The sequence below is a fragment of the Burkholderia sp. Nafp2/4-1b genome, assembly GCF_003635165.1.
Taxonomy (GTDB): Bacteria; Pseudomonadota; Gammaproteobacteria; order Burkholderiales; family Burkholderiaceae; genus Burkholderia.
Genome location: NZ_ML058607.1, coordinates 112,521 through 137,766, shown reverse-complemented (window position 1 = coordinate 137,766; position 25,246 = coordinate 112,521). Strand labels below are relative to the sequence as shown.

Annotated in this window: 19 protein-coding genes and 1 pseudogene; 13 read left to right on the top strand and 7 right to left on the bottom strand. The window is 67.9% G+C overall.

Translation table 11 applies throughout. The features are described from left to right. Positions 1 to 138: 138 nt before the first annotated feature. The gene (locus C7H84_RS18215; RefSeq protein ID WP_121860086.1) at positions 139 to 1,152 is read right to left on the bottom strand and encodes a LacI family DNA-binding transcriptional regulator; all 1,014 of its coding nucleotides are present in this window, start codon (positions 1,150 to 1,152) and stop codon (positions 139 to 141) included. Positions 1,153 to 1,387: 235 nt separating this feature from the next. Here C7H84_RS18215 and ugpC point away from each other — a divergent pair, with 235 nt between their 5' ends. From ugpC to C7H84_RS18185, 6 genes are all read left to right on the top strand, one after another. After that, positions 1,388 to 2,542, top strand: a complete 1,155-nt coding sequence (ugpC, locus tag C7H84_RS18210; protein ID WP_121860085.1) for a sn-glycerol-3-phosphate ABC transporter ATP-binding protein UgpC — start codon at positions 1,388 to 1,390, stop codon at positions 2,540 to 2,542. Positions 2,543 to 2,604: 62 nt separating this feature from the next. Continuing rightward, on the top strand, positions 2,605 to 3,843 hold the full coding sequence (locus C7H84_RS18205; protein ID WP_121860084.1) for an extracellular solute-binding protein: 1,239 nt from the start codon (positions 2,605 to 2,607) through the stop codon (positions 3,841 to 3,843). Positions 3,844 to 3,922: 79 nt separating this feature from the next. Further along, the gene (locus tag C7H84_RS18200; RefSeq protein WP_121860083.1) at positions 3,923 to 4,840 is read left to right on the top strand and encodes a sugar ABC transporter permease; all 918 of its coding nucleotides are present in this window, start codon (positions 3,923 to 3,925) and stop codon (positions 4,838 to 4,840) included. A gap of 11 nt (positions 4,841 to 4,851) precedes the next feature. Next, entirely contained in the window at positions 4,852 to 5,703 is an 852-nt protein-coding gene (locus tag C7H84_RS18195) for a carbohydrate ABC transporter permease (RefSeq protein WP_121860082.1), read from the top strand. A gap of 36 nt (positions 5,704 to 5,739) precedes the next feature. Beyond that, the gene (locus C7H84_RS18190; protein ID WP_121860081.1) at positions 5,740 to 7,713 is read left to right on the top strand and encodes a beta-galactosidase; all 1,974 of its coding nucleotides are present in this window, start codon (positions 5,740 to 5,742) and stop codon (positions 7,711 to 7,713) included. Positions 7,714 to 7,717: 4 nt separating this feature from the next. Continuing rightward, positions 7,718 to 9,025 carry a sugar efflux transporter gene (locus C7H84_RS18185; RefSeq protein WP_121860099.1) on the top strand — a complete coding sequence of 436 codons (1,308 nt, stop codon included), beginning with the start codon at positions 7,718 to 7,720 and terminating at the stop codon, positions 9,023 to 9,025. Positions 9,026 to 9,068: 43 nt separating this feature from the next. Here C7H84_RS18185 and C7H84_RS18180 read toward each other — a convergent pair whose 3' ends face one another. The 3 genes from C7H84_RS18180 to C7H84_RS18170 form a co-directional block, all read right to left on the bottom strand. Next, positions 9,069 to 10,241 carry an arabinogalactan endo-1,4-beta-galactosidase gene (locus tag C7H84_RS18180; RefSeq protein WP_121860098.1) on the bottom strand — a complete coding sequence of 391 codons (1,173 nt, stop codon included), beginning with the start codon at positions 10,239 to 10,241 and terminating at the stop codon, positions 9,069 to 9,071. Between the two features lie 203 nt (positions 10,242 to 10,444). After that, a complete protein-coding gene (locus C7H84_RS18175; RefSeq protein ID WP_121860080.1) occupies positions 10,445 to 11,533 on the bottom strand; it encodes an aldose epimerase family protein in 1,089 nt (362 codons plus the stop codon). A 36-nt stretch (positions 11,534 to 11,569) separates the two neighbouring features. Beyond that, positions 11,570 to 12,763, bottom strand: coding sequence for a DNA-binding transcriptional regulator (locus tag C7H84_RS18170; protein ID WP_121860079.1), 1,194 nt, complete (start codon positions 12,761 to 12,763; stop codon positions 11,570 to 11,572). Between the two features lie 264 nt (positions 12,764 to 13,027). Between C7H84_RS18170 and xylA the strand changes: the two genes are divergently transcribed. The 5 genes from xylA (at position 13,028) to C7H84_RS18140 (ending at position 19,773) form a co-directional block, all read left to right on the top strand. Further along, positions 13,028 to 14,350 (top strand): xylose isomerase, encoded by a 1,323-nt coding sequence (xylA, locus tag C7H84_RS18160; RefSeq protein ID WP_121860078.1) that lies wholly within the window; start codon positions 13,028 to 13,030, stop codon positions 14,348 to 14,350. 4 nt (positions 14,351 to 14,354) lie between these two features. Beyond that, positions 14,355 to 15,839 (top strand): xylulokinase, encoded by a 1,485-nt coding sequence (xylB, locus tag C7H84_RS18155; protein WP_121860077.1) that lies wholly within the window; start codon positions 14,355 to 14,357, stop codon positions 15,837 to 15,839. Positions 15,840 to 15,925: 86 nt separating this feature from the next. Then, positions 15,926 to 16,954: a D-xylose ABC transporter substrate-binding protein gene (xylF, locus tag C7H84_RS18150; RefSeq protein ID WP_121860076.1), complete on the top strand. Its 1,029-nt coding sequence runs from the start codon at positions 15,926 to 15,928 to the stop codon at positions 16,952 to 16,954. A 66-nt stretch (positions 16,955 to 17,020) separates the two neighbouring features. Beyond that, on the top strand, positions 17,021 to 18,577 hold the full coding sequence (gene xylG, locus C7H84_RS18145; protein WP_121860075.1) for a D-xylose ABC transporter ATP-binding protein: 1,557 nt from the start codon (positions 17,021 to 17,023) through the stop codon (positions 18,575 to 18,577). Further along, complete coding sequence (locus tag C7H84_RS18140) at positions 18,574 to 19,773, top strand: sugar ABC transporter permease (protein WP_121860074.1); 1,200 nt, start codon at positions 18,574 to 18,576, stop codon at positions 19,771 to 19,773. The genes xylG and C7H84_RS18140 overlap by 4 nt, the downstream gene beginning before the upstream one ends. 37 nt (positions 19,774 to 19,810) lie before the next feature. Here the strand turns inward: C7H84_RS18140 and C7H84_RS18135 are convergent, their stop codons facing one another. Both C7H84_RS18135 and C7H84_RS18130 read right to left on the bottom strand, forming a co-directional pair. Next, a complete protein-coding gene (locus tag C7H84_RS18135) occupies positions 19,811 to 20,767 on the bottom strand; it encodes a mannuronate-specific alginate lyase (protein ID WP_121860073.1) in 957 nt (318 codons plus the stop codon). 271 nt (positions 20,768 to 21,038) lie between these two features. Continuing rightward, positions 21,039 to 21,941 (bottom strand): LysR family transcriptional regulator, encoded by a 903-nt coding sequence (locus C7H84_RS18130; protein ID WP_121860072.1) that lies wholly within the window; start codon positions 21,939 to 21,941, stop codon positions 21,039 to 21,041. A gap of 101 nt (positions 21,942 to 22,042) precedes the next feature. On the opposite strand from C7H84_RS18130, the gene C7H84_RS18125 reads away from it, so the two are divergent. Further along, positions 22,043 to 22,918 (top strand): aldo/keto reductase family oxidoreductase, encoded by an 876-nt coding sequence (locus tag C7H84_RS18125; protein ID WP_121860071.1) that lies wholly within the window; start codon positions 22,043 to 22,045, stop codon positions 22,916 to 22,918. 55 nt (positions 22,919 to 22,973) lie between these two features. On the opposite strand, the pseudogene gcvA reads toward C7H84_RS18125, so the two are convergent. Further along, positions 22,974 to 23,894: pseudogene (gene gcvA / locus C7H84_RS18120) on the bottom strand (transcriptional regulator GcvA). A 138-nt stretch (positions 23,895 to 24,032) separates the two neighbouring features. Here gcvA and C7H84_RS18115 point away from each other — a divergent pair. Continuing rightward, complete coding sequence (locus tag C7H84_RS18115; RefSeq protein WP_121860070.1) at positions 24,033 to 25,244, top strand: MFS transporter; 1,212 nt, start codon at positions 24,033 to 24,035, stop codon at positions 25,242 to 25,244. Positions 25,245 to 25,246: the final 2 nt, after the last annotated feature.

The window sequence follows — 25,246 nt, the reverse complement described above, 5'->3', positions numbered from 1 at the left end:
CGGCGTGGCGGCAGCCATATCACGCCTGATCGGCCGGTCCGGGACTCACGGACGCGTTTGATGTCGGCCGTTGTTGAGGTGCGAAGAAATACATCCGACTGGCGTAAGGATTTCCTGCCCTGTCTCGGCATCGAACCATCACCCCCGCGCCACCCCCGTCGACTCCCTCACGACGAGCTCCGGCGCCCCGATCGTATGCACGGCCGCCGCCGGCTCGACACCGTCGATCATGTCGAGCGTCAGCGCGATCGCGCGCGCGGCGATTTGCGACGTCGGGAACCGCACCGTCGTCAGCGCGGGGCGGAACTGATGCGCGAGCTGGATATCGGTCATCCCGACCACCGACAGGTCGGCCGGCACGCGCAGGCCGAGATCCGCGGCCGCCTGCATCGCGCCGATCGCCATCAGGTCGTTGGTGGCGAACAGCGCCGTCAGGCCGGGCTTGTCCCGCAGCAGCGCGGCGGCCGCTTCGTAGCCGCCTTCGATCGAATCAAGCGCCGACACGATCGTCAACGCATCCGCCGGATGACCGCCTGCCGCCAACTCGTCGGCGAAGCCGCGCAGCCGCACCGATTGCGGGCCGCCCGAGCCCTTGCCGACGAGCGCGCCGAACGCGCGATGCCGCAGCCCGGACAGATGCGCGGCCGCCAGCGCGCCCGCCGCCGCGAAATCGACGGTCACGCACGGCAGCGTGCGCGATGCATGCACGTGCTCCCACATGCACAACACGATCGACGCGCCGTGACGCGCGATGTCCGCCAGTTCGGCCTCGGCGAGATCGGTGTTCATCACGATCGCGCCGGCCGCGAGCGTCCCGGCGATCCGTTCGAGGTAGTTGCGCGTGATCGCAGGATCGTCATCGGTGTTGGACACGAGCAGGTAATGGCCGCGCTTGCGCGCCTCGCGCTCGGCGGCCAGCACGAACTCCGGATAAAACGGGTTCGTGATGTTCGACAGCATCAACGCGAGCGTCGACGTGCGCCCCTCGGCGAGTGCGCGTGCGGTCAGGTTCGGCCGGTAGCCGAGTTCGCGGATCGCGGCCATCACGCGTTCGACGGTCGCCGGCTTCACCTTCTGCGGATTGCGCAGCACGTTCGAGACGGTCGCCGCGGTCACGTGCGCACGTTGCGCGACTTGCGCGAGCGTCACCATGCGCGGCCTCCGATCGGCCGGTCAGCGTGGTGCAGCGGGAGTGAAGCGGGGGAGTGTCTGCTCATATTCTGGGAGTGTGTCCCACAAGTTGCACAGGGACAGCTGATACGCTAATTTCTCGACACATCAGAGGAAGGAGACGACATGGTACGGCGAACCGGGCGAATCGCGCCACCAAAATTTAAGCGTTTAAATTTTCCGATCCTATGCGCGTGACAGACGACAGGAGAGCGCGATGACCGCCATTTCATTGAAGGATGTCTCGAAGCGCTACGGCGACCATGCGCCGGTGCTGCGCGACGTGAACCTCGAGATCGCGTCGCACGAGTTCTGCGTGTTTCTCGGTCCGTCGGGCTGCGGCAAGTCCACGCTGCTGCGGATGATCGCCGGGCTCGAGGACGTGACCGAAGGCGAGTTGCGGATCGGCGGCGCGCGGATGAACGATACGCCGCCCGCCGAGCGCGGTGTCGCGATGGTGTTCCAGAGCTATGCGTTGTTTCCGCACATGACTGTGTTCGACAACATCGGTTTCGGGCTGCGGATCGCCGGCACGCCGAAGGACGAGATCCACCGCCGCGTGACCGAGGCCGCGCGCGTGCTGCAACTGGAGGCGTTGCTCGATCGCAAGCCGAAGGCATTGTCGGGCGGGCAGCGGCAGCGCGTCGCGATCGGCCGCGCGATCGTGCGCGAGCCGCGCGTGTTTCTGTTCGACGAGCCGCTGTCGAATCTCGATGCGACACTGCGCGGCCAGACGCGTGTCGAGATCGCGCGCCTGCACGCCCGCTTCACGCAATCGAGCTCCGTCTACGTCACGCATGACCAGATCGAAGCGATGACACTGGCCGACCGGATCGTGCTGCTGCACGCAGGCGACGACGTCGCGCGCTTCGGCAGCATCGCGCAGGCCGGGGCGCCGCTCGAGCTGTATCACCGGCCGGCCAACCGTTTCGTCGCGGGCTTCATCGGCTCGCCGCGCATGAACTTCCTGCCGGCCGCGGTCGAAGCGAGCGACGCGCACGGCTGCCGGCTGCGGCTGGAAGGCAGCGGCGAAACGCTGACGCTGCGCGATCGCCCGTTGCCGCGCCACGTCGGCAGCGGCGCACGCGTGACGCTCGGGATTCGTCCCGAGCATCTGACGCTCGCCGCGTCCGGCGAGGCCGACCCGCCGGCGATCGTTCGCGACGTCGCGCTCGTCGAGCAGCTCGGCGAAGCCGCCTACGTGCATCTCGACCAGCCCGGCGGCACGCCGCTGCTCGCGAAATTGCCGGGGCAGGCCGCATTGCGGCGCGGCGAGCGTCATGCGTTCCGCGTGTCGCCGTCGAGCTGCCATCTGTTCGACGAGGCCGGCATCGCGTTGCCGGCCCTTCACGCCGAAGCGGCGTTCGCGTAGCGCGCAATGCCGATCCGCCGCGCGCGAAGCGGCACCCAACACACCAATACCAGGAGACAACGATGAGACTTCGTGCGAGCCGACTGCTGCTTGCCCTGACCACCGCCGCCGCGTTCGTCGCGACAACGGCCGACGCGGGCACGCTCAAGGTGAACGTCGCCGCGCGCGGCAACCAGCGCGCGACGTGGCAGGCTGCGTTCGATCAGTTCCACAAGGCGAATCCGGATATCGACCTGAAGGTCAGCTACGTCGGCGAGGAGGCGTACAAGGTGCAGATGTCCGGCTGGCTCGCGACCGATCCGCCCGACGTGCTGAGCTGGAACAACGGCGAACGGCTCGCGTATTTCGCGAAGCGCGGGTTGATCGAGGACTTGAGCGCCGACTGGCAGAAGAACGGCTGGAACGATACGTATGCGGCGGTGAAGCAGTCGTCGACCTACGGCGGCAAGCTCTACAGCCTGCCGCTCGGTTACGACGCGTATGGGCTCTTCTACCGCAAGGACCTGTTCGAGAAGGCCGGTATTCATGGCGAGCCGGCCGACTGGCCGCAGTTCCTCGACGCGTGCCGCAAGCTGAAGGCGGTCGGCATCGCGCCGATCGCGGTGGCCGCGCGCGATGCGTGGACGCTCGCCGCGTGGTTCGACTACCTCGACCTACGGATCAACGGCTACGCGTTCCACCAGAAGCTGATGGCCGGAGACATCGCCTATACCGATCCGCGCGTGCGCGCCGTGTATGCGGCGTGGAAGAAGCTGATCGACGACAAGTATTTCATCGACAACGCGCTGTCCTACGACGTCGATTCGCTGAGCCCGCTGATCGTCAACGGGCAGGCCGCGATGACGCTGATGGGCACCTGGTATTCGGCGGGCCTGCTGAGCGCCGCGCACAACCCGATCGGCTTCTTCCGCTTCCCGGTGATCGATGCGTCGGTGCCGCTTGCCGAGGATGGCCCGGTCAACGTGCTGATCGTGCCGGCGAAGGCGCGCAACAAGGCCGACGCGCGACGCTTCCTCGCGTTCATGGGGCAGCCGGCGGTCAGCGGCGCGTTCGCGAAGGGAATGGGGCAGCTGCCGTCGAACAACAAGGCGCCCGAGCCGCAGGACCCGATCTCGAAGATCGGCTTCCATACGCTCGCGACGACGCCCGGCGGCATCGCGCAGTTCTACGACCGCGACATGACGAAGGAAATGGCGGACGAGGGGATGAAGGCGATGCAGCAATTCTTGTCCGACCCGTCGCAGCTCGACGCGATCCTGCAGCGCCTCGAGCAGACCCGCAAGCGCATCTACCGCAAGTAATGCGCCGCGCGGCCGGGCCGGCGCTGCCGGCCCGGTGCGTCGTCGTCACCGTCACGTTCGTTTCATCGAAGGCCATCTCATGTCAACCAGCCTGTCCGAAAGCGCCGCGCGCCGCGATGCCGGCCAGCGGCGGCCTGCGCGCGCATCGCTCGCGCGGCGGCGCAATCGCGCGGCCCTGTGGTTCGTGCTGCCGGGTTTCGCGCTTTTCACCGTGTTCGTGCTGTATCCGATCGTCAGCAGCATCTGGCTGAGCTTCCATCACTGGGACGGCATGACGCCGATGACGTTCGCCGGGCTCGACAACTACCGCGAACTGCTGCAGTCCGACACGTTCTACGTCGCGCTGAAGAACAACGTGCTGTGGCTTGCGCTGTTTCTCGCCGCGCCGCCGCTCGGCCTCGCGCTCGCGCTGTACCTGAACCAGAACGTGTTCGGCATCCGGCTCGTGAAGTCGCTGTTCTTCGCGCCGTTCGTGTTGCCGGGCGTCGTGGTCGGCCTGGTGTTCTCGTGGTTCTACGATCCGACGTTCGGGCTGCTGAAGCTGATCGTCGGCCACGGCATTCCGGTGCTCGGCGATCCGCGCTATGCGACCTACGGCGTGATCGTCGCCGCGCTGTGGCCGCAGATTCCGTTCTGCATGATCCTGTACCTGACCGGGCTCACCGGCATCAACGGCGAGATCGTCGAAGCGGCGCGGATGGAAGGCGCGCGCGGCTTCACGCTGCTGTGGCACGTGATCCTGCCGCAGTTGCGGCCCGCGACCTTCATGGCGGTGGTGCTGACCGTGATCGGCGCGCTGCGCAGCTTCGACCTGATTTCGGTGATGACGGGCGGCGGCCCGTTCGACAGCTCGACCGTGCTCGCGTATTTCATGGTCGACCAGGCGATCAAGTACTACCGCGAAGGCTATTCGGCCGCGATCGCGGTCGTGCTGTTCGCGATCATGCTCGTCTATATCGTATGGCAGCTGCGCAAGCTGGTGCGCGCCGAGTCGTAAGGATAACCAATATGTATCCGATGCCCGTGTCCCGCTGGGGACGTCCCGCCCGACTGCTGTACCGGCTGTCGCTCCCGTGCGCGCTCGCGCTGTGGCTCGTGCCGCTGCTCGCGGTGCTCGTCACGTCGATCCGCTCGACCGACGAGATCATGGCCGGTCATTACTGGAGCTGGCCGAAGCAGTTCGCGCTGCTCGACAACTACGGCGCCGCGCTCACGCAGACGCCGATGCTTCATTACTTCGCGAACAGCATCCTGATCACGGTGCCGTCGGTCGCCGCATCGATCCTGCTCGCATCGCTCGCGGGGCATGCACTGGCCAACTACCGGTTTCGCGGCAACCTCGTGCTGCTCGGGCTGTTCGTCGCCGGCAACTTCGTGCCGATCCAGATCCTGATGATTCCGGTGCGGCAGATCATGCTCGGCGTCGGCCTGTACAACACCGTGTGGGCGCTCGTGCTGTTCCATACCGCGTTCCAGACCGGCTTCTGCACGCTGTTCCTGCGCAACTTCATCCGCGAGCTGCCGTTCGAGCTGATCGAGGCGGCGCGCGTCGAGGGCGCGTCTGAGTGGGCGATCTACTGGCGCGTCGTGCTGCCGCTCGTGCGGCCCGCGCTCGCCGCGCTCGCGATCCTCGCGTTCACGTTCGTGTGGAACGACTACTTCTGGGCACTGTGCCTCACGCAAGGCGACGAGGCGGCGCCGATCACCGTCGGCGTCGCCGCGCTGAAAGGGCAGTGGACGACCGCCTGGAACATCGTGTCGGCCGGCTCGGTACTCGCCGCGCTGCCGTCGGTGCTGATGTTCTTCGCGATGCAGAAGCACTTCGTCGCGGGGCTCACGTTCGGCGCGACCAAGGGCTGATCCGTCCCGTCCTCATTCATCTGCAAGGAATTCACGATGCACCTTGGCGTTTGCTATTACCCCGAACACTGGCCGCGCGAACAATGGGACCGCGACGCGCGACGGATGGCCGAACTCGGCCTGACCCGCGTGCGGATCGCCGAATTCGCGTGGAGCCGGATGGAGCCGGAGCCCGGCCGCTACGACTGGGCCTGGCTCGACGAAGCGATAGATACGCTCGCGCGCCAGCAGTTGAAGATCGTGCTTGGCACGCCGACTGCCGCGCCGCCGAAGTGGCTCATCGATCGTCACCCGGAGATCCTGCCGGTCGGCGCGGACGGCGCCGTGTGGCAGTTCGGCTCGCGTCGTCACTACGACATCGCGAGCCCCGTGTATCGCGAGCACTGCGTGCGCATCGTCGATGCGATGGCGCGGCGCTACGGCGCGCATCCGGCGGTGATCGCGTGGCAGACCGACAACGAGCTCGGCTGCCACAACACGTTGCCGAGCTATACGCGTGCGGCGCTCGACGGCTTCCGCGCGTGGCTCGCCGTGCGCTACGGCGATATCGGCACGCTGAACCGCGCGTGGGGCAACGTGTTCTGGAGCATGGAGTATCGCGGCTTCGACGAGATCGAGCTGCCGCGCCATACGCCGACCGACGCGAATCCCGCGCACCTGCTCGACTTCCGGCGCTATCAGTCCGACGAGGTCGCACGGTTTCATGCGGCGCAGGTCGATGCGATCCGTCCGCACGCGCCGGGCCGCGACGTGCTGCACAACTTCATGGGCTTCTACACCGAGTTCGATCACTACGCATTCGCGCGCGGCGGCCTCGATGTGGCCGCGTGGGACAGCTACCCGGTGCCGCGCACCGAAGTGCTGCCGTTCGATGAGGCCGACAAGCGGCGCTGGGCGCGCACCGGTCATCCCGACGTGTCGGCGTTTTCGCACGACCTGTATCGCGGTGTGGGCAACGGCCGGATGTGGGTGATGGAACAACAGGCGGGGCCGGTGAACTGGGGGCCGTACAACCCGGTGCCGCACGCCGGCGCGGTGCGGTTGTGGACGTGGGAAGCGTTCGCGCACGGCGCGGAGCTCGTGTCGTATTTCCGCTGGCGGCAGTATCCGCATGCGCAGGAGCAGTTGCACTCGGGGCTCAACGCACCGGACGACCGGCTGTCGCCGGGCGGTCATGAAGTCGCGCGGGTCGCGCAAGAGCTGGCCGCGCTAGATCCGACGTTGGTCGCCGACGCGAGCCGCGAGCCTGCCCCCGTCGCGCTGCTGTTCGACTACGTGGCGGACTGGATGATCCGGATCCAGCCGCACGGCGCCGACTTGGACTACCAGCAGCACGCGTTCGACTGGTATCGCGCGCTGCGCGAGCTGGGGCTCGACGTCGATATCGTCGCGGCGGATGCCGACGTGTCGCGCTATGCGCTCGTCGTCGCGCCGACGCTGCCGGTCGTGCCCGATCGCGTCGTCGAGCAGGCCGCGCGCGGGGATGCACACTGGCTGTTCGGGCCGCGCACCGGTTCCCGCACGGCCGACTTCGCGATCGTGCCGGGCCTTGGCCCCGGCAAGCTGCGCGACGTGCTGCCGATGCGCATCGCGCAGGTCGAATCGCTGCGGCCGTCGCTCGCGCCGCGCGTCGCGTTCGACGGCGTCGACGGCCATGCGCTGAAATGGCGCGATCACGTCGAGCTGGAATCGCTGGCCGGCATCGACGTGCTCGCCGCGTGCGACGACGGCGTGCCGGCCCTGGTGCGGCGCGGCAACGTGACGATGGCGACCGCATGCTTCGATCGCACGCTGTTGCGTGCGATCGTCGGCCGATGTGCGCGCGATGCCGGCCTGCCGGTGCGCGCGCTGCCGGAGGAGGTGCGGTTGCGCCGGCGCGGGCGTGTCGTGTTCGCGTTCAACTACGGCGATGCACCGTGCACGCTTGCGGCACCGGACGGTGCGCGCTTCGTGCTCGGCGGCCGCGAGCTCGGCGCGGTCGACGTCGCCGCATGGGTCGAGCCGGACTGACGCGATGCAGTCGTTGCGGTCGCTGCGCCTGCATTTCGCGCGCCTCGCGGGGATCGCGCATTTCGTGCCGTTGTCCGCGGCGGCGCTGATGCTCGGCGTCGCGATGTCGTTTACCGCGCCGTACCTGTCGCTGTTCGGCGTCGAAGCAGCGGGCATGTCGCCGTTTCTCGCCGGGATCTTCATGACGCTGATCGCGGCGAGCGGCGTGGTCGCGAGCACATGGGCCGGGCGCTGGTCGGATCGTCGCGACCGGCACCGGCCGCTGCTCGTCGTGTCGCTCGCGGCCGCCGCGCTCGGCTTCGCGCTGCTGTGCGTGCTGCGCGCGCACGGGGCGGTGATCGCGGCCGGCACGATCCTGCTCGGCGCGGGGGCCGTGTCGCTGTCGCAGATCTTCTCGTTCGCGCGCGCGGTGCTGCCGGTGGACGACGATGCGCAGCGCGAGCTCGCATCGGCCACGCTGCGCACGATGCTGTCGGTCGCGTGGGTGTTCGGCCCAGCGCTCGGCGCGCTGATCCTCGCGCAGACCGGCTTTACCGGACTCTTTCTCGCGGCTTCGGCGGGCTTCGTCGCATGCGCCGTAATCGTCGCGCGGATTCCGGAGCCGGCGCGCCGGCCGGCGGCAGTTCATGTCACCGCCGTCGCACGGACTGCCGCGCCGTTGGACGATGCCGCGACCGCTGGCGTCGTCGCGCCGCGCGCCAGCGTGATGCGAACGCTCGTCGCGCTCACGCTGATGGGGCTCGCGGCGAACGCGACGATGATCGTGCTGCCGCTCTACATCGTCCGCGCCCTCGGCGGCACGCCGGCCAACGTGTCGGCCGCGCTGGGCCTCGCCGCGTTGCTCGAGATTCCGATGATGCTGTGGCTCGGCATCCGGTCGACGCGGCTCGACAAGGCGCGCTGGCTGACTGCGTGCGCGATCGTGCATGCCGTGTATTTCATCGGGCTCGCGGCGGTGACGCGTGTGAACATGATCCTGCCGCTGCAGTTGCTGAGCGCATGCGTGGTCGCGATCACGTCGTGTCTCGGGATGACGCGTGTATGCGACCTGATGCCCACGCGACTCGGCACCGCAACCGCGATGTTCTTCAGCACCGCGCGGGTCGGCTCGATCGCGTCGGGCGTGCTGTCGGGCGCGTGCGTCGACCTGTTCGGCTATCGCGCGACGTTTGTGGGGTGCTGCGGGCTCGCGGTCGCGGCGTGCGTGTTGCTGGCCGTGGATGCGCGCGCAAAGCAGGGCGGAGCGAGCGGCGAGAGCGGTACCAGCGATCCCACGGCGCGTGCGCGCCGCCGCTTCGACACACCGCACTGACGCGCGAGGCGCCAGCGCGGTGAAGCGTGAATGCCGTGACGCGTCAACGCTGCCGATACGCGTCGAGCGACGACAGCGCGTTACCGTGGAAGTCGAACAACGTGTTGTTGTCCCACTGATCGCCCGCGCCCACCTTCCAGCCGACACCCGGCGTCGGGATCCATTCCGGTTCCCACCAGAACACGCCCTTGCCGCGATTGCCCGGCACGCCCTTCACGATATCGGCGACCGCCGCGAGAAATTGCACTTGCCCGGCCGGTGACGGCGGGTACGGCGTCGACCCGGCATTCGTCATCGCGTTCGGCTCCGAGTCGCCGTCGCTGGTGGTCCACGGATACGCGGTTTCGACGACGATCAACTCCTTGTCGTAGCGCACCGCGAGATCGTTTGCATTGTTGCGCAGGTCGTCGAGCGAGCCTTGCCACTGCGGGTAATACGACAGGCCGATCACGTCGAACGCGACGCCGCGCTGCGTCGCACTGTCGAACCACCAGCGGCTTTTCGCGTTGTCGCCGCCGCTGTCGATATGCATCATCACCTTGATGCGCGAATCGACAGCCTTCACCGCATCGCGACCTGTCTTCAGCAGTTGCGCGAGATTGTCCCACTGATCGTAGCGGCCAAGCGGCCACAGCATGCCGCCGGTGATCTCGTTGCCGATCTGCACCCACTCGGGCCGCACGCCGGCGCGCTGCAACTGGCGCAGCACGTCGGTCGTATAGGCCGACAGCAGCGCGCAGGTATCGGCGAGATTCTTGCCGGCCCAAGCGTGCGGCGGGTATTGCTTGCCGGGGTCCGCCCACCAGTCGCTGTAGTGGAAATCGATCAGGATGCGCATGCCGAGTGCGGCCGCGCGCTTTGCCAGTGCGACGACGTGGGCGGCGTTGTTGTAGCCGGCCGCGGCGCTCTGGTTCGCGGGGAAGAAATCCGGATTGCCGGGATCGTTCCAGACCTTGATGCGGATCGAATCGACGCCGTGCGCGTGCAGGATCTTCAGGCAGTCACGTGGATGGCCGCGGTCGAAGAACCGCGCGCCGTGCGCCTCGAGCTCGGGCAGCGTCGACACGTCGGCGCCCATCGCAAACGGAGCGCCATCCGCGGCGCGCGCGACGCCTTGCGTGGCAACGTGCGCGACGGCGGGCACTGCGCCGGCCAGGTCAACGCATGCGAGTGCCGCGGCCGACACACTCCAGCGCAACATCGATCGTCTGTTCATCGTCATCCTCCATTGTTGGTTAGGCCCCCTCGATTCAGCGATGGGGGTCATGCGGTTTAAGCGCTTAAATTTTGGCCTCGATGTGAAGCCGAATCGAGCGTAGCGCACGCGCCGCTGAGGACGCAAAGAACGCGTGCGTTGCCTACTATCTGGCAGCAACGGGGCTGAAGCCGCGAAGCGGAGGAGACGCGATTCGGCGCCTGCTATGCGCGCACCCCGACCCGATACCGCGTCGTCTGCCGATAGGTCGCACCGGGATGGAGAATGGTTTCGTCGCGCAACGCGTCCATGTTGACCTGGTTCGGAAAGAACCCGGCTTCGACACACAGCGCCGCATGCCGCACGCATGCGACGCCGCCGCTCACGCGCAGCCCGTCCAGATAGTTGCCGGTATAGAGCTGCAACCCGCGCTGATCCGTCGCCACCGCGAGTTCGCGGCCGCTTTCCGGATCGTAGATCGATGCGACCGATCGCACGCCGTGCTCCGGGTCGCGCAGCACATAGCAGTGATCGAAGCCGCGCCCGCGTACGAGCTGTGCATGCGGCCAGTCGAGACGGGCGCCGATCGGCGCGCTCTGCCGGAAATCGAACGCGGTGCCGGTCACGTCGGCCGTGCCGGTCGGGATCAGCGCATCGTCGACTTCGACGAACGCATCGGCGTCGATCTGCAGCAGATGGCCGCGCACGTCGCTGCCCGCGCGTCCGCTCAGGTTGAAGTAGCTGTGGTTGGTGAGGTTGAGCGGCGTCGGCGCATCGGTCACGCCCGCATAGTCGATCGTCAGCGTGCCGTCGTCGTCGAGCGTGTAACGCACCTGTACGCTCACGTTACCGGGGAAGCCCGCATCGCCCTCGGGCGAGTCGAGCCGCAGCGTCAGCCCGCCGCGGTCGTCGATCACGTCCCAGCGTGCGCGATGAAAGCCGCTCGCGCCGCCGTGCAGCAGGTTGCCGTTCTCGTTGCGGTCGAGCGGGTAGTCGATCCCGTCGAGCGTGAAGCGCGCGCCGGCGATCCGGTTCGCCCAGCGGCCGACGGTCGCGCCGAGGTATGCGCCCGATTCGACGTAGTCGGCCGGCGCGTCGTGGGCCAGCACGATATCCGCGAAGCGTCCGATGCGATCGGGCGCGAGCCACGACACGACGGTCGCGCCGAGATCGCTGACGACCACGCGCATCCCGTGCGCATTGCGCAGCGTGTAGCGCCGCACCGGATCGCCGCCGGGCAGCGTGCCCCACGGCTCGGACGAAATGCGGCCGGTTTCGGCCGCCGGGCGGAAAGTATCGGTATCGAAGGGCATGAGTGAGTTCGCTCGTGGGCGGTGAACGCAATGAATTCAGTGGGCGGGCGCGGTGCGTTCCTGGTATTCGCGCGGCGTGCAGCCGAGTTCGCGGCGGAACACCGCATACATGTACTGCAATGACGTGAAGCCGCAGCGGATCGCGACTTCCGCGCTGGACGCCTGGCGGCTCGCGAGCAGCGCCTGCGCGGCCTCGAGCTTGTGACGCAGGATTTCCTGGTGCACGGTGCGCTGCAGTTCGCGGCGGAAGTGCTCCTCGAGCAGCGAGCGCGACACGCCGACATAGTCGGCGACCTGTTCGGTTTTGATCCCCTGGCACGCGTACTGGCGGATGAAATGCCGCGCGCGCATCACGTGCGGGCTCGCGAGCGGCTGGTGGCGCGTCGATTCGAGCACGTTGATCCCGACCGGCGGCACCAGGATCCGCTGCCCCGGAAAGCGCGCGCCGCGCAGCATCCGGTGCAGCAAATGCGCGGCGGTGCGGCCCATTTCCTCGGTGCCCTGGATCACCGACGACAACGGAATGCGTGTCAGCGTGCGCGTGAGCGGATCGTTGTCGATGCCGATGATCGCGACCTGTTCGGGCACCGCGATGCCGGCGATCAGGCACGCCTGTAGCAGGTGGCGTGCGCGCGCGTCGGTGACCGCGATCACGCCGACCGGCTTCGGCAGCGCATGCAGCCAGCCGATCAGTTGCTCGATCGCGTGATTCCAACCCGACGCGCTCGTCGACAGCCCGCGGTAGACCGGTGCATCGAGCCCGTCCGCGCGCGCGAGGCGCTCGAACGCGAGCTCGCGCTGCTGCGCCCAGCGGTTCTCCTGCGCGACCGGCAGGCTGTACATCGCGAAATGCGCGAGACCCGCACCGATCAGGTGCGTATAGGCGAGCGACACGAGCTTCGGGTTGTCCGTCGCAATATATGGGACATCGTGTGGGTATTGTGCGGGATCCTCGTACGACGAACCGACCGCGACGATCGGCAGCGGCGAACCGGCGAGCGCGTCGGCGACGGCCGGATCGTCGAAGTCCGCGATGATGCCGTCGCCGTCGAAGCGCTCGATGCCGGCGAGCCGGCAGCGGAAGTCGTCTTCGAGGAACAGGTCCCACACGACGCGCGTCGTGTGCAGGTACTGGCCGATGCCGCTGATGATCTCGCGGTCGTAGACCTTGTTCGCGTTGAACAGCAGCGCGATGCGGTGCGGTGTCGGGGCGGGAGGAGTGCGGGTCATCTCGGTCTCGGGGCACGCGCCGCTCGGGCGTCGTGCCGTTGTCTCCGGGGCGCGCTCGCCAGGCGGCGCGCGATCGTCAGGTGTCCGGCGATTGTAGGCCGGAACGCAGGCCACGCGCGCGCGGCTGGCAAGAAACATTAAGCGTGCTGCGCAATTTCGCAATTGCCGGCCGACAGCCGCGCGGGCACGATCCTGCCAACGAATTCGGCCGCGTGCGTCGTCGCGATGCACGTTGCGCTGCAACAAGCCCCGCACGGAGACGCCATGTTGTATTTCGAACACATTCCCGCAATTCGCTACGAAGGTCCGCAGTCCGACAACTCGCTCGCTTACCACCATTACGACCCCGCGAAGCGCGTGCTCGGCAAGACGCTCGCCGAGCATCTGCGGATCGCGGTCTGCTACTGGCATACGTTCGTGTGGCCCGGCCACGACATGTTCGGGCAGGGCGCGTTTCAGCGGCCGTGGCACCAGCCGGGCGACGCGCTCGAACGCGCACGGATGAAGGCCGATGCCGCATTCGAATTCTTCACGAAGCTCGGCACGCCGTTCTATACGTTTCATGACACCGACGTCGCGCCGGAAGGCGACAGCCTGCGCGAGTACGCGGCGAATTTCGCGCGGATGGTCGACTATCTCGGCGAGCGCCAGCAGGCGAGCGGCGTGCGGTTGCTGTGGGGCACCGCGAACCTGTTCTCGCACCCGCGCTTCGCGGCCGGTGCCGCGACGAACCCGAACCCCGACGTGTTCGCGTGGGCCGCGACGCAGGTCTGCCACGCGCTCGACGCGACGCACCGGCTCGGCGGCGAGAACTACGTGCTGTGGGGCGGCCGCGAAGGGTACGAGACGCTGCTCAATACCGACCTGAAGCGCGAACGCGATCAGTTCGCGCGCTTCCTGTCGATGGTCGTCGAGCACAAGCACCGGATCGGTTTCAAGGGTGCGCTGCTGATCGAGCCGAAGCCGCAGGAGCCGACCAAGCACCAGTACGACTACGACGTCGCGACCGTGCACGGTTTCCTCGTGCAGTACGGACTGCAGAACGAGATCCGTGTGAACATCGAGGCGAACCACGCAACGCTCGCCGGTCACTCGTTCCATCACGAGATCGCCAATGCGTTCGCGCTCGGCGTGTTCGGCAGCGTCGACGCAAACCGCGGCGATCCGCAGAACGGCTGGGATACCGACCAGTTCCCGAACAGCGTCGAGGAGCTGACGCTCGCGTTCTACGAGATCCTGCGCAACGGTGGCTTCACGACCGGCGGGATGAACTTCGATGCGAAGGTGCGCCGCCAGAGCGTCGATCCGGAGGATCTGTTCTACGGCCACGTCGGCGCGATCGACGTGCTCGCGCTCGCGCTCGAACGCGCGGCCGTGCTGGTCGAGAACGACCGGCTCGATGCACTGCGCCGGCAGCGCTACGCGCAATGGGACGACGCGTTCGGCCGCAAGATCCTGGCCGGCGGCTATACGCTGCAGGCGCTTGCGGACGATGCGCTCGCGCGCGGCGTGGACCCGCGGCATGCGAGCGGCGCGCAGGAGCGGCTCGAGAACATCGTGAACCAGGCGATCTACGGGCTGCGCTGACGCCATGTATCTCGGACTCGATCTCGGCACGTCGGGCGTGAAGGCGGTGCTGCTCGCGCGCACCGGCACGGTGCGCGCGAGCGCGAGCCGCCCGTTGACGGTGAGCCGGCCGCGGCCGCGCTGGTCCGAACAGGCGCCGCGCGACTGGTGGGACGCCGCATGCGGCGCGCTGGCCGCCGTCGTCGCCGACGCGCGCGCGGGCGGCATCGATCCGCGCGACATCGATGCGCTGGGGCTGACCGGCCAGATGCACGGCGCGACGCTGCTCGACGCGCACGGCGACGTTCTGCGCCCGGCAATCCTGTGGAACGACGGTCGCGCGGATGCGGAGTGCGCGGAGCTCGAAAGACTCGCGCCTGCACTGCGCACGCTGGCCGGCAACATCGCGATGCCGGGCTTTACCGCACCGAAGCTGCTGTGGGTGCGCCGGCACGAGCCGGACGTGTTCGCACGCGTTGCGTATGTGCTGCTGCCGAAGGACTACCTGCGATACCGGCTGACCGGTGTGTTCGCAACCGATCCGTCGGATGCGGCCGGCACGCTGTGGCTCGACGTCGCGAAGCGCGACTACGACGACACGCTGCTCGCCGCGTGCGGGCTGTCGCGCGCGCAGATGCCGGCGGTGTTCGAGGGAAATCGCGTGACGGGCACGCTGCTGCCGGCGGTCGCCCGCGCGCTCGGGCTGCGCGAGATTCCGGTGGTGGCCGGCGGCGGCGACAACGCGGCCGGCGCCGTGGGCGTCGGGATCGTGCGGCCCGGCGACGCGCTGCTGTCGCTCGGCACGTCGGGCGTGTATTTCGCGGTGTCGGACGGGTTTCGCGCGAATCCCGAATCGGCGGTGCACAGCTTCTGCCACGCGCTGCCCGGCACGTGGCACCTGATGTCGGTGATGCTGAACGCGGCGGGCTGCCTCGACTTCACTGCGCAGTTGGCCGGTTACGACGGCGTCGCGGCGCTGCTCGCCGATGCCGAAGCGGACGCGCACGCGCAGGATAACCGCCCATGGTTCCTGCCTTACCTGAGCGGCGAGCGCACGCCGCACAACGACGTGAATGCGAAGGGCGTGTTCTACGGGCTCACGCCCGACACGCGGCGCGCGGATCTCGCGAACGCGACGCTCGAGGGCGTCGGCTTCGCGCTGCTCGACGGGATCGACGCGCTGCATGCGGCCGGGCTCGAGCCCGCCGGCATCACGGTGATCGGCGGCGGCTCGCGCAGCGCGTACTGGACGCAGATGCTCGCCGACCTGAGCGGCCGCGCGCTGACGCTGCGCGCGGGCGGCGAGGTCGGCCCGGCGCTCGGTGCCGCGCGGCTTGCGCGTCTCGCGCTCGAACCGGATGCGCCGCTCGATGACGTATGTCCGCAGCCGCCGATCGTCGCGGTGCGCGAGCCCGATCCTGCGCGGCATGCGTGGTATCGCGACACGCGGCGGCCGACGTTTCGCGCGCTGTACCGCGCGCTCGAACCAGTGTTTGCAACGGGCGCGTGACGCGCGTTGCAGTGACTCGATGCGGGCGGCCCATTACGGCGGCCGCCCGGCGTTCGTGAGGTGGTTCCATAACAAGGAGTGGAGACATGAAATCCGTGACGCGTCGTACCGTGTTGAGTTCCCTTGCCGGCGCCGCCGCGCTGGCGATGTTCGCGTTGGGCGCACCGCTCGCGCATGCGAGCAAGGACAAGCCCGAGATCGGCTTCTGCATCGACGACCTGCGCGTCGAGCGCTGGTCGCGCGATCGCGACTATTTCGTTGCAGCCGCAACCAAGCTTGGCGCGAAGGTGTCGGTGCAGTCGGCCGATGCAAGCGAGGCGCGGCAGATCTCGCAGATCGAGAACCTGATCTCGCGCGGCGTCGACGTGATCGTGATCGTGCCGTTCAATTCGAAGACGCTCGGCAACGTGGTCGCCGAAGCGCGGAAGGCCGGCATCAGGGTCGTGTCGTACGACCGCCTGATCCTCGATGCGGACGTCGATGCATACATCTCGTTCGACAACGAGAAGGTCGGCGAGCTGCAGGCGCAGGGCGTGTTCGACGCGAAGCCGAAGGGCAACTATTTCCTGCTCGGCGGCGCTCCGACCGACAACAACGCGAAGATGCTGCGCGAAGGTCAGCTGAAGGTGCTGAAGCCCGCGATCGATCGCGGCGACATCAAGGTCGTCGGCCAGCAGTGGGTGCCGGAATGGAGCGCGTCGACCGCACTGCGGATCGTCGAGGATGCGCTCACCGCGAACAACAACAAGATCGACGCGATCGTCGCGTCGAACGACGGCACCGCGGGCGGTGCGATCCAGGCGCTCGCCGCGCAGCATCTGGCCGGCAAGGTGCCGGTGTCCGGGCAGGACGCGGACCTCGCGGCCGTCAAGCGCGTGATCGCCGGCACGCAGACGATGACCGTCTACAAGCCGCTGAAGCTGATCGCGAGCGAAGCCGCGAAGCTGGCCGTCGATCTCGCGAAGGGCGCGAAGCCCGCGTTCAACGCGCAATACGACAACGGCAAGAAGAAGGTCGACACGGTGCTGCTGCAGCCGACGGTGCTGACCAAGCGCAACGTCGACGTCGTCGTGAAGGACGGCTTCTACACCCAGGCCCAGCTGGCGAGCCAGTAAGCGCACGACGGACGCGACGCGCGGCCGCCGCGACGGCGGCCGTGCCTACTGCGAGGCAATGAACGTATGACCGAACCCTTGCTGACGATGCGCGGCATCGTCAAGGCATTCGACGGCGTGAAGGCGCTCGACGGGATCGACCTGACCGTGCGTCCCGGCGAATGCGTCGGGCTGTGCGGCGAGAACGGCGCCGGCAAGTCGACCTTGATGAAGGTGCTGTCCGGTGTGTATCCGCACGGAACATGGGATGGCGAGATCCGCTGGGAAGGCGCGCCGCTGACTGCGTCCGGCGTGCGCGATACCGAGCGCGCGGGCATCGTGATCATCCACCAGGAGCTGATGCTCGTGCCCGAGCTGTCGGTCGCCGAGAACATCTTTCTTGGCAACGAGATCACGCTGCCGGGCGGCCGCATGCATTACGCGGAAATGGTGCGGCGCTCGGAAGCGCTGCTGCGCGAGCTGCGCATCGACGCGATCAACGTCGCGCAGCCGGTGATGAACTACGGCGGCGGCCACCAGCAGCTGATCGAGATCGCGAAGGCGCTGAACAAGCGCGCGAAGCTGCTGATCCTCGACGAGCCGTCGTCGTCGCTGAGTGCCGCCGAGACGCGCATCCTGCTCGACATCGTGCGCGACCTGAAGCGGCGCGGCGTCGCGTGCGTGTACATCTCGCACAAGCTCGACGAAGTCGATGCGGTGTGCGACACCGTGACCGTGATTCGCGACGGCCGCCACGTCGCGACCGAGCCGATGCGCGCGCTGACCACCGACCGGATCATCGCGATGATGGTCGGCCGCGAGATCCGCAACCTGTATCCGCGCGAGCCGCACGAGATCGGCGACGTCGTGCTGGAAGCGCGCAACGTGACCTGTCACGACGTCGCGAACCCGCGCCGCAAGCGCGTCGACGACGTGTCGTTCAGCGTGCGGCGCGGCGAGATCCTCGGCGTTGCGGGGCTCGTCGGCGCGGGCCGCACCGAGCTGATGCAGGCGATCTTCGGCGCGTATCCGGGCGCGAGCACGGCGAGCGTGCGGTTGAACGGCCGGCCGCTCGCGATCCGCTCGCCGGCCGACGCGATCCGCGCGGGCATCGCGATGGTGCCCGAGGATCGCAAACGCCACGGGATCGTGCCGCAGCTCGGCGTCGGCCACAACATCACGCTGTCGGTGCTGCGCCGGTTCGCCGCGCACGGCCGGATCGACGCGGCCGCCGAACTCGATGCGATCCGCACCGAGATGCAGCGGCTCTCGGTGCGCGCGGCTCATCCGTTCCTGCCGATCGCGAGCCTGTCCGGCGGCAACCAGCAGAAGGCGGTGCTCGCACGGATGCTGCTGGCCGACCCGCAGGTGCTGATCCTCGACGAGCCGACGCGCGGTGTCGACGTCGGCGCGAAAGCGGAGATCTACCGGCTGATCTTCGCGCTCGCGAAACGCGGCGTCGCGCTGATCGTCGTGTCGTCGGAGCTGCCGGAAGTGCTCGGGCTCGCCGATCGCGTGCTCGTGATCGGCGAAGGCGAGTTGCGCGGCGATTTCATCAATGACGGTCTCACGCAGGAACAGATCCTCGGCGCCGCGCTGACGCCCGCGCGCAAGCCGGAACCCATTGCAGCGAGTACGACATGAACACCGAACTTTCCTCTTCTCCCGCCGTGCCGCCGGACACCGATGCGCGCCGCATGCGCCGTCGTCCGCTGAGCCAGATCTTCGTGCGCTACAAGGTGCTTGCGCTGCTGTTCGCGGTCGCGGCGATCTGGGTGTTCTTCTCGGTGCTGACCGACGGCGCGTTCGTCACGCCGCGCAACGTGTCGAACCTGCTGCGGCAGATGTCGATCACCGGGATGCTCGCGTGCGGGATGGTGTTCGTGATCATCGCGGGCGAGATCGATCTGTCCGTCGGCTCGCTGCTCGGGCTGCTCGGCGGTGTCGCGGCGATTCTCGACGTCAATCGTCACTGGCCGGTCGCCGTGACGGTGCCGGCGGTGCTCGCGCTCGGCGTGCTCGTCGGGCTGTTCAACGGCTGGTGGTCGACCTACCGACGCGTGCCGTCGTTCATCGTCGGGCTCGGCGGGATGCTCGCCTTCCGCGGGATCCTGCTCGGCGTGACGGGCGGCTCGACGATCGCGCCGGTGTCGGACGGCTTCGTGTTCATCGGCCAGGGCTACCTGCCGCGCGCGGCAGGCGATGGCCTCGCGGTGCTGCTGCTCGCACTGGTTGCGCTGCTGGTCTTCCGGCAGCGCGGTACGCGGCACCGCTACAAGCTCGCGGTCGCGCCGCTGTGGCAGGACGTCGCGAAGATCGTCGGCGCGGGCGCGGTGCTGCTCGCGTTCGTCGCGACGCTCGACCGCTACGGCGGCATCCCGGTGCCCGTTCTGCTGCTGCTCGCGCTGCTCGGCGTGTTCTCGTGGATCGCGACGCAGACCGTGTTCGGCCGGCGCATCTATGCAGTGGGTTCGAACCTGGAGGCGACGCGGCTCTCGGGCGTCGACACCGATCGCGTGAAGCTCGCGATCTTCGCGCTGATGGGGCTGATGTGCGCGTTCGCGGGCATCGTCAATACCGCGCGGCTCGCGGCGGGCTCGCCGTCGGCCGGCACGATGGGCGAACTCGATGCGATCGCCGCGTGCTTCATCGGCGGCACCTCGATGCGCGGCGGCTCGGGCACCGTGTATGGCGCGCTGATCGGCGCGCTCGTGATGGCGAGCCTCGACAACGGGATGTCGATGCTCGACGTCGACGCGTACTGGCAGATGATCGTGAAAGGCGCGGTGCTGGTGCTGGCCGTGTGGATCGACGTGGTGTCGCGGTCGAACCGGCGGTGATGTGAAGTGAGGTCGCGGGTGCGATCGCTGCTGCCGCTTACCGCAGCGGCGCGCCCCATGTCGCCGTCACGTTGCCGCCCAGCCGCCATTCGCTGAACGGGCGGCGCGGCGCGATGATCGCCGGCAGGCGGCGACCGCCGAAGCGCGCGTAGTAAGGCTCGACCCAACTGAGTTCGTCACGCAGTGTCCACGGGAACAGGTCCTGCGGGATCGGTGTGATCTTCATGAAGCTCGCCGGGTCGTCCACCGCGTCGATCACGAGGTTCGCGAGCCGGCCGATCGCGCCGTCGTTTTCCCGATAGAGATCGATATGGCGCCGCTGCACGAGTTCGGCCGCGAACACGAGCGGCAGCAGTGCGAACGTGTGGTAGTGCAGCGCGAGGTTGCCGCGCTTCACTTCGCGCGCGAGCGAGCCGTCGGGGCCGATGTCGCGGATCCCTTCGCGCACTCGCAGCAGCCCCGAATCGATGAGGCTCGCGTTGTCCGTCACGGTGCCGATCGCGATCAGGTTGAGCCCGACCCAGTACACGAGATTGTTGTGCAGATGGTTGATCGCTTCCGAATTGCGTGTGGCGATCGCGATGCGTTCCAGCCACGGGCCGATCGTGTCGAGCCGCGCGCGGTTTGCGGCACGCACGTCGGGTGGCATGCGCAGGATCACCATCGCGAAATCGGTGCCCGCCCATGAACGTTCGTAGTACCCCTGATAGCCGGCGATCGGCCCCATCAGCGCCTCGGCTTGCGCCCAGCTTTCGAGCAGCGTCACCGCGCACGACCAGTTGCCCTGGTCCGCCGATGTATTGAGCCGCGAGATGAAATCGCGCATCGGCTTCACCGCGCGCGCATAGCCGGCCGCGTCGTCGTAGTAGCCGGGCGGATCGATGCGCGTCACCGCGGCAGGGACGTCGCATGCGTGCCCAGGCGGCACCGCGCATGAAAGTGCGGTGGCTGCAAGCAACGTCGCGAACGGCGATCGCTTCCTTGGTTGGCGCATGCGGGCCTCGGCGGGGACGGTGACGGGGTGACGCGCAGGCCGTGCCGGGCCGCGGGGCGAGCGGCGGCCGGTGTCGCGCGTCGTGCCGCAGGGAGTCTAGCGGTCGGGTCTTTCATCCGCCTTTCTCGCGCAATGCCGGTCGCGCCGACGGCACGGGCGGTGCTTCGCGGCTGCCTTCGTGGCTCGGTGAGCCGCATGCTTCAACCTGCCTCGGCGGTCGTGTCGCGGACACCGCACACCCGCACACCGCACACCCGCGGCGGCCGGCTGGCTATCCCGCATCCGCCTTGATGAAATCGACGAACGCGCGCAGCGGAGCCGGCACGAAGCGCCGCCCCGGGTAGTACAGATATGGGCCCGAGAACGGCCGCCACCAGTCGACGAGCACCGGTTCGAGCGCACCGCCCGCGAGCTGCGGACGCAGCCAGTCCTCGTAAAGATGCACGATGCCGAGCCCCGCGCAGGCGGCATCCACGACGAGATCGACGGCGCCGCCGATCTGCACGACGAGCGGCCCCGACGGCTCCACGCGCACGACTTCGCCGTCGTGCTCGTACTCCCATGCCGGCATCGCGCCACTCGCGAAGCGGCCGCGCAGGCATGCATGATCGAGCAACTCGCGCGGATGGGCGGGGCGGCCGCGCCGGTCGAGATAGGCTGGCGCGGCGGCCGTCGCGAAGCGTTGCGAACGCGGGCCGATCGGCACGGCGATCATGTCCTGTTCGAGGCGCTCGTCGTAGCGGATGCCCGCGTCGCAGCCGGCCGCGAGGATATCGACGAAGCTTTCGTCCGCGACGATCTCGAGCCGTATCTCCGGATACGCGTCGAGAAAGCGCGGGATGATCGACGGCAGCACGAGCCGCGCCGCGCTCATCGGGACGTTCAGCTTCAGCGTGCCGACCGGTTTCTCGCGGAACGTATTGACGACGTCGAGCGCCGCCTCCACCTCGGTGAGTGCCGGCGCGAGTCGCGCGAGCAGCCGTTGCCCGGCTTCGGTCGGCGCCACGCTGCGCGTCGTGCGGTGCAACAGCCGCACGCCCAGTTGCGCTTCGAGCCGGCGCACCGCTTCGCTGAGGCCGGACGCGCTCGTGCCCGTCATGCGCGCGCCTTCGCGGAAGCCCTTCGCGCGCGCCACCGCCACGAATGCGTTCAGGTCGCCCAGATCGACTTGCATTGTTCGCCCTTTCGTACAGGTTGTGCAGATTATGGCCGATTATCGTGCGGCCCGACGCGGCGTAATCTTCGACTCACGCATTCATCACAAGGAGCACGAACATGTCCGCCGTCGTCCAGTCCGGCACGTATTCCATCGCGGGTCGCCGCGTTCACCGCATCGGCTATGGCGCGATGCAACTGGCCGGGCCCGGCGTGTTCGGCCCGCCCCGGGATCACCAGGCGGCGCTCGCCGTGCTGCGCGAAGCTGTCGCAGCGGGAGTCGACCACATCGACACGAGCGATTTTTACGGCCCGCACGTGACGAACCGGCTGATCCGCGAAGCGTTGCATCCGTATCGCGACGATCTGCTGATCGTGACCAAGATCGGCGCGAAGCGCGGCGACGACGGTGCGTGGCTGCCGGCATTCTCGGCCGATGCGCTCGCCGCCGCCGTGCACGACAACTTGCGCAACCTCGGCCTCGACGTGCTCGACGTGGTCAACCTGCGGATCATGTTCGACACGCACGGGCCGGCGGAAGGCTCGATCGAAGCGCCGCTGTCCGCGCTCGCGGAACTACAGCGGCAGGGCCTCGTGCGGCATATCGGATTGAGCAACGTGACGGCCGCACAGGTCGCGGAAGGGCGGCGAATCTGCGACATCGTCTGCGTGCAGAACCATTACAACCTCGCGCATCGGAACGACGACGCGCTCGTCGATGCGCTGGCCCGCGACGGCATCGCCTACGTCCCGTACTTTCCGCTTGGCGGCTTCAGTCCGTTGCAGTCGTCCACGCTCGACAGGGTCGCCACGCGGCTCGGCGCGACGCCGATGCAGACGGCGCTCGCATGGCTGCTGCGCCGCGCGCCGAACCTTCTGCTGATCCCGGGCACGTCGTCGGTCGCGCATCTGCGCGAGAATCTCGCCGCCGGTGCATTGGCACTGCCGGAGGACGCCGTGCGCGAACTCGACGGCGTCGCGTCCGCTCGCGGGTGACGCCGGCGCGGGCGTCGCGACTCCGCGCGGCGCGCCGCTCAGGCCACCATCTCGCTCAACTCGCCATGCCCTCGATCCATTGCTCGAACGCGGACACCGCGGCATCGTCGGCGCGATCGGCGTTCGTCACCAACGTGTAGTCGTCGGCACGCCAGACAGGTGATGCGATCGGACATACGAGGCGCCCCTCGGCCAGATCGCGCTCGATCAGCGGCAGCGATGCCATAGCCACACCCAGACCCTCGACGGCCGCGCCAAGCTGAAGATTCACGTGGTCGAATTCGACGTGGCGTGCGGCGCGGAGATCGGCAGCCCCCGCTTCCTTCAACCAGTGCGACCACGCGGAACGCGTCGTGGCCGAATGCAGCAACGTGTGATGGCGCAAGTCGGTCACGCTCTGTATCGGATGCTTGCGCAGCAAGGCAGTACTGCAGGCAGGCACGCGCAAGTCGGGCATCAACGGGCGCGACACGACACCCGCGCCTTGCTACGGACCGGACCGAACACCGATATCGAAAGCGTCGACGACATAGCGCAGCTTGCGCGATGTCGTCGATACGCGCACGTCGATGTCGGGGTATCTCGAATGGAAATCGGCGAGCCGCGGCAGCAGCCAGCACAGCGCAAAGCTCATCGGCACGTTCACCCGAACGACGCCCGATATCCGGGGCCTCATTGTATTGTGGCGCAGCCGCACCGCCGCGGTACCGAGGCGATCGAACGCATTGCTGACATCGTTGAGCAACGCGGCCCCTTCGTCGGTCAGCACGACACCGCGCGGGCGACGCTCGAACAACGGCCGGCCGAACCAGTCCTCCAGCAACCGGATCTGTTTTCCGACGGCCCAGTGCGTGACATGCAGTTCCGTCGCAGCGCCCGCGAAGCTGCCGTGCCGCGCGACCGCATCGAAAGCGCGTAGCGCATTGAGCGGCGGCAACTCGTCGCGGGTTTTCGCAGCATCTCGGCTTGCATTCATGACGTGACTTTTTTTCTCGGTTGACGCGAGTTTAGCTCAATTGAAATGGCTGGCACCTCGGTCATAAAATCAACTCGTCCAGCCTGGGGCCCACACCACGAGGGGCTTCCATGAGCCCCTTGTACCGAGAGAACGACAATGCGCTTGCCGGTTTTTTCCCCTCCCGTGATGCAGGAGACTGCGCCATCACGGCCGCGCGTGCTGTGGCTATCCTGCATTGCGCACGCAACCCACGATGGCTATACGGACATGATCTATGCGTTGCTGCCCCTGTGGCAGTCGGAGTTCGGCCTCGACTTTGCGGCGCTGGCTATCCTGCGCGGCGTCTATGCGGGCACGATGGCCGCGCTGCAATTGCCGGCCGGGCGTCTCGCACAACGTCTGGGCAGTCGCGGCCTGCTCGCGGGCGGCACGCTGCTCGCGGCGCTGGGTTATGCGATCGCGGGCATGTCGGGCGGACTGCTCGGTTTGTGCGTGGCGCTGGCGATTTCGGGCGGCGGATCCAGCACGCAGCATCCGATCGCGTCGGGCGCCATCTCGCGCACCTATGGCCGCGACGCGAGAGGGCCGCTGAGCATCTACAACTTTTCCGGCGATCTGGGGAAATCCGCGCTGCCGGCCGCCATCTCGCTGCTCGTGACGATGATGCCGTGGCGTCACGCACTATGGGTCGTCGCCGGATTGGGGTGCGTCGTTGCCGCGGTCATTGCATGCTGGTTTCCCGCAGTGCCACGTGGCCCCGCGAAGGCGACGGAAAAAGAGCACGCGTCCGCTGAACGCAAAGGCACCGGAGGAAGCGGCTTCTCCGCGCTGTTTTCCATCGGCGTGCTCGATACGGCGGTACGCATGGGACTGCTTACCTTTCTGCCTTTCCTGCTCAGTGCAAAGGGCGTCTCGTCCCCACTGATCGGAACGGCCCTCGCGCTCGTTTTCATTGGCGGTGCGGCCGGCAAATTCGTTTGCGGCTGGCTGGGCGCGCGCATGGGTGTGGTGCGTACGGTGCTGCTCACGGAAGGCGCGACAGCCGCGCTCATCATCGCGGTGATGTATCTTCCGCTCGCGCTTACCACGGTGCTGTTACCGATTCTGGGCATGATGCTCAACGGCACTTCCTCCGTGCTGTACGGCACCGTTCCGGAGATGGCCGCGCCCGAGCGCACCGAGCGCGCATTCGCGATCTTCTATACGGGAACGATCGCATCGGGCGCGATATCGCCGGTTCTCTACGGTTTCCTGGGCGACAGGATCGGTGTGCACGGCGCCACGTACGCGACCGCGTTGACCGCCCTGGCGATTTTCCCGCTCGCCTTCGCACTGCGCCCGCATCTGGTGGAGGATTCAACAGGATGAAC

Coding starts and splice junctions, on each gene's coding strand:
- xylB (WP_121860077.1), top strand. CDS start 14,355: ATGTATCTCGGACTCGATCTCGGCACGTCGGGCGTGAAGGCGGTGCTG.
- C7H84_RS18185 (WP_121860099.1), top strand. CDS start 7,718: ATGCAGTCGTTGCGGTCGCTGCGCCTGCATTTCGCGCGCCTCGCGGGG.
- C7H84_RS18200 (WP_121860083.1), top strand. CDS start 3,923: ATGTCAACCAGCCTGTCCGAAAGCGCCGCGCGCCGCGATGCCGGCCAG.
- C7H84_RS18125 (WP_121860071.1), top strand. CDS start 22,043: ATGTCCGCCGTCGTCCAGTCCGGCACGTATTCCATCGCGGGTCGCCGC.
- xylA (WP_121860078.1), top strand. CDS start 13,028: ATGTTGTATTTCGAACACATTCCCGCAATTCGCTACGAAGGTCCGCAG.
- C7H84_RS18130 (WP_121860072.1), bottom strand. CDS start 21,941: ATGCAAGTCGATCTGGGCGACCTGAACGCATTCGTGGCGGTGGCGCGC.
- C7H84_RS18190 (WP_121860081.1), top strand. CDS start 5,740: ATGCACCTTGGCGTTTGCTATTACCCCGAACACTGGCCGCGCGAACAA.
- C7H84_RS18140 (WP_121860074.1), top strand. CDS start 18,574: ATGAACACCGAACTTTCCTCTTCTCCCGCCGTGCCGCCGGACACCGAT.
- C7H84_RS18195 (WP_121860082.1), top strand. CDS start 4,852: ATGTATCCGATGCCCGTGTCCCGCTGGGGACGTCCCGCCCGACTGCTG.
- C7H84_RS18170 (WP_121860079.1), bottom strand. CDS start 12,763: ATGACCCGCACTCCTCCCGCCCCGACACCGCACCGCATCGCGCTGCTG.
- C7H84_RS18175 (WP_121860080.1), bottom strand. CDS start 11,533: ATGCCCTTCGATACCGATACTTTCCGCCCGGCGGCCGAAACCGGCCGC.
- xylF (WP_121860076.1), top strand. CDS start 15,926: ATGAAATCCGTGACGCGTCGTACCGTGTTGAGTTCCCTTGCCGGCGCC.
- C7H84_RS18215 (WP_121860086.1), bottom strand. CDS start 1,152: ATGGTGACGCTCGCGCAAGTCGCGCAACGTGCGCACGTGACCGCGGCG.
- ugpC (WP_121860085.1), top strand. CDS start 1,388: ATGACCGCCATTTCATTGAAGGATGTCTCGAAGCGCTACGGCGACCAT.
- C7H84_RS18180 (WP_121860098.1), bottom strand. CDS start 10,241: ATGAACAGACGATCGATGTTGCGCTGGAGTGTGTCGGCCGCGGCACTC.
- xylG (WP_121860075.1), top strand. CDS start 17,021: ATGACCGAACCCTTGCTGACGATGCGCGGCATCGTCAAGGCATTCGAC.
- C7H84_RS18115 (WP_121860070.1), top strand. CDS start 24,033: ATGCGCTTGCCGGTTTTTTCCCCTCCCGTGATGCAGGAGACTGCGCCA.
- C7H84_RS18205 (WP_121860084.1), top strand. CDS start 2,605: ATGAGACTTCGTGCGAGCCGACTGCTGCTTGCCCTGACCACCGCCGCC.
- C7H84_RS18135 (WP_121860073.1), bottom strand. CDS start 20,767: ATGCGCCAACCAAGGAAGCGATCGCCGTTCGCGACGTTGCTTGCAGCC.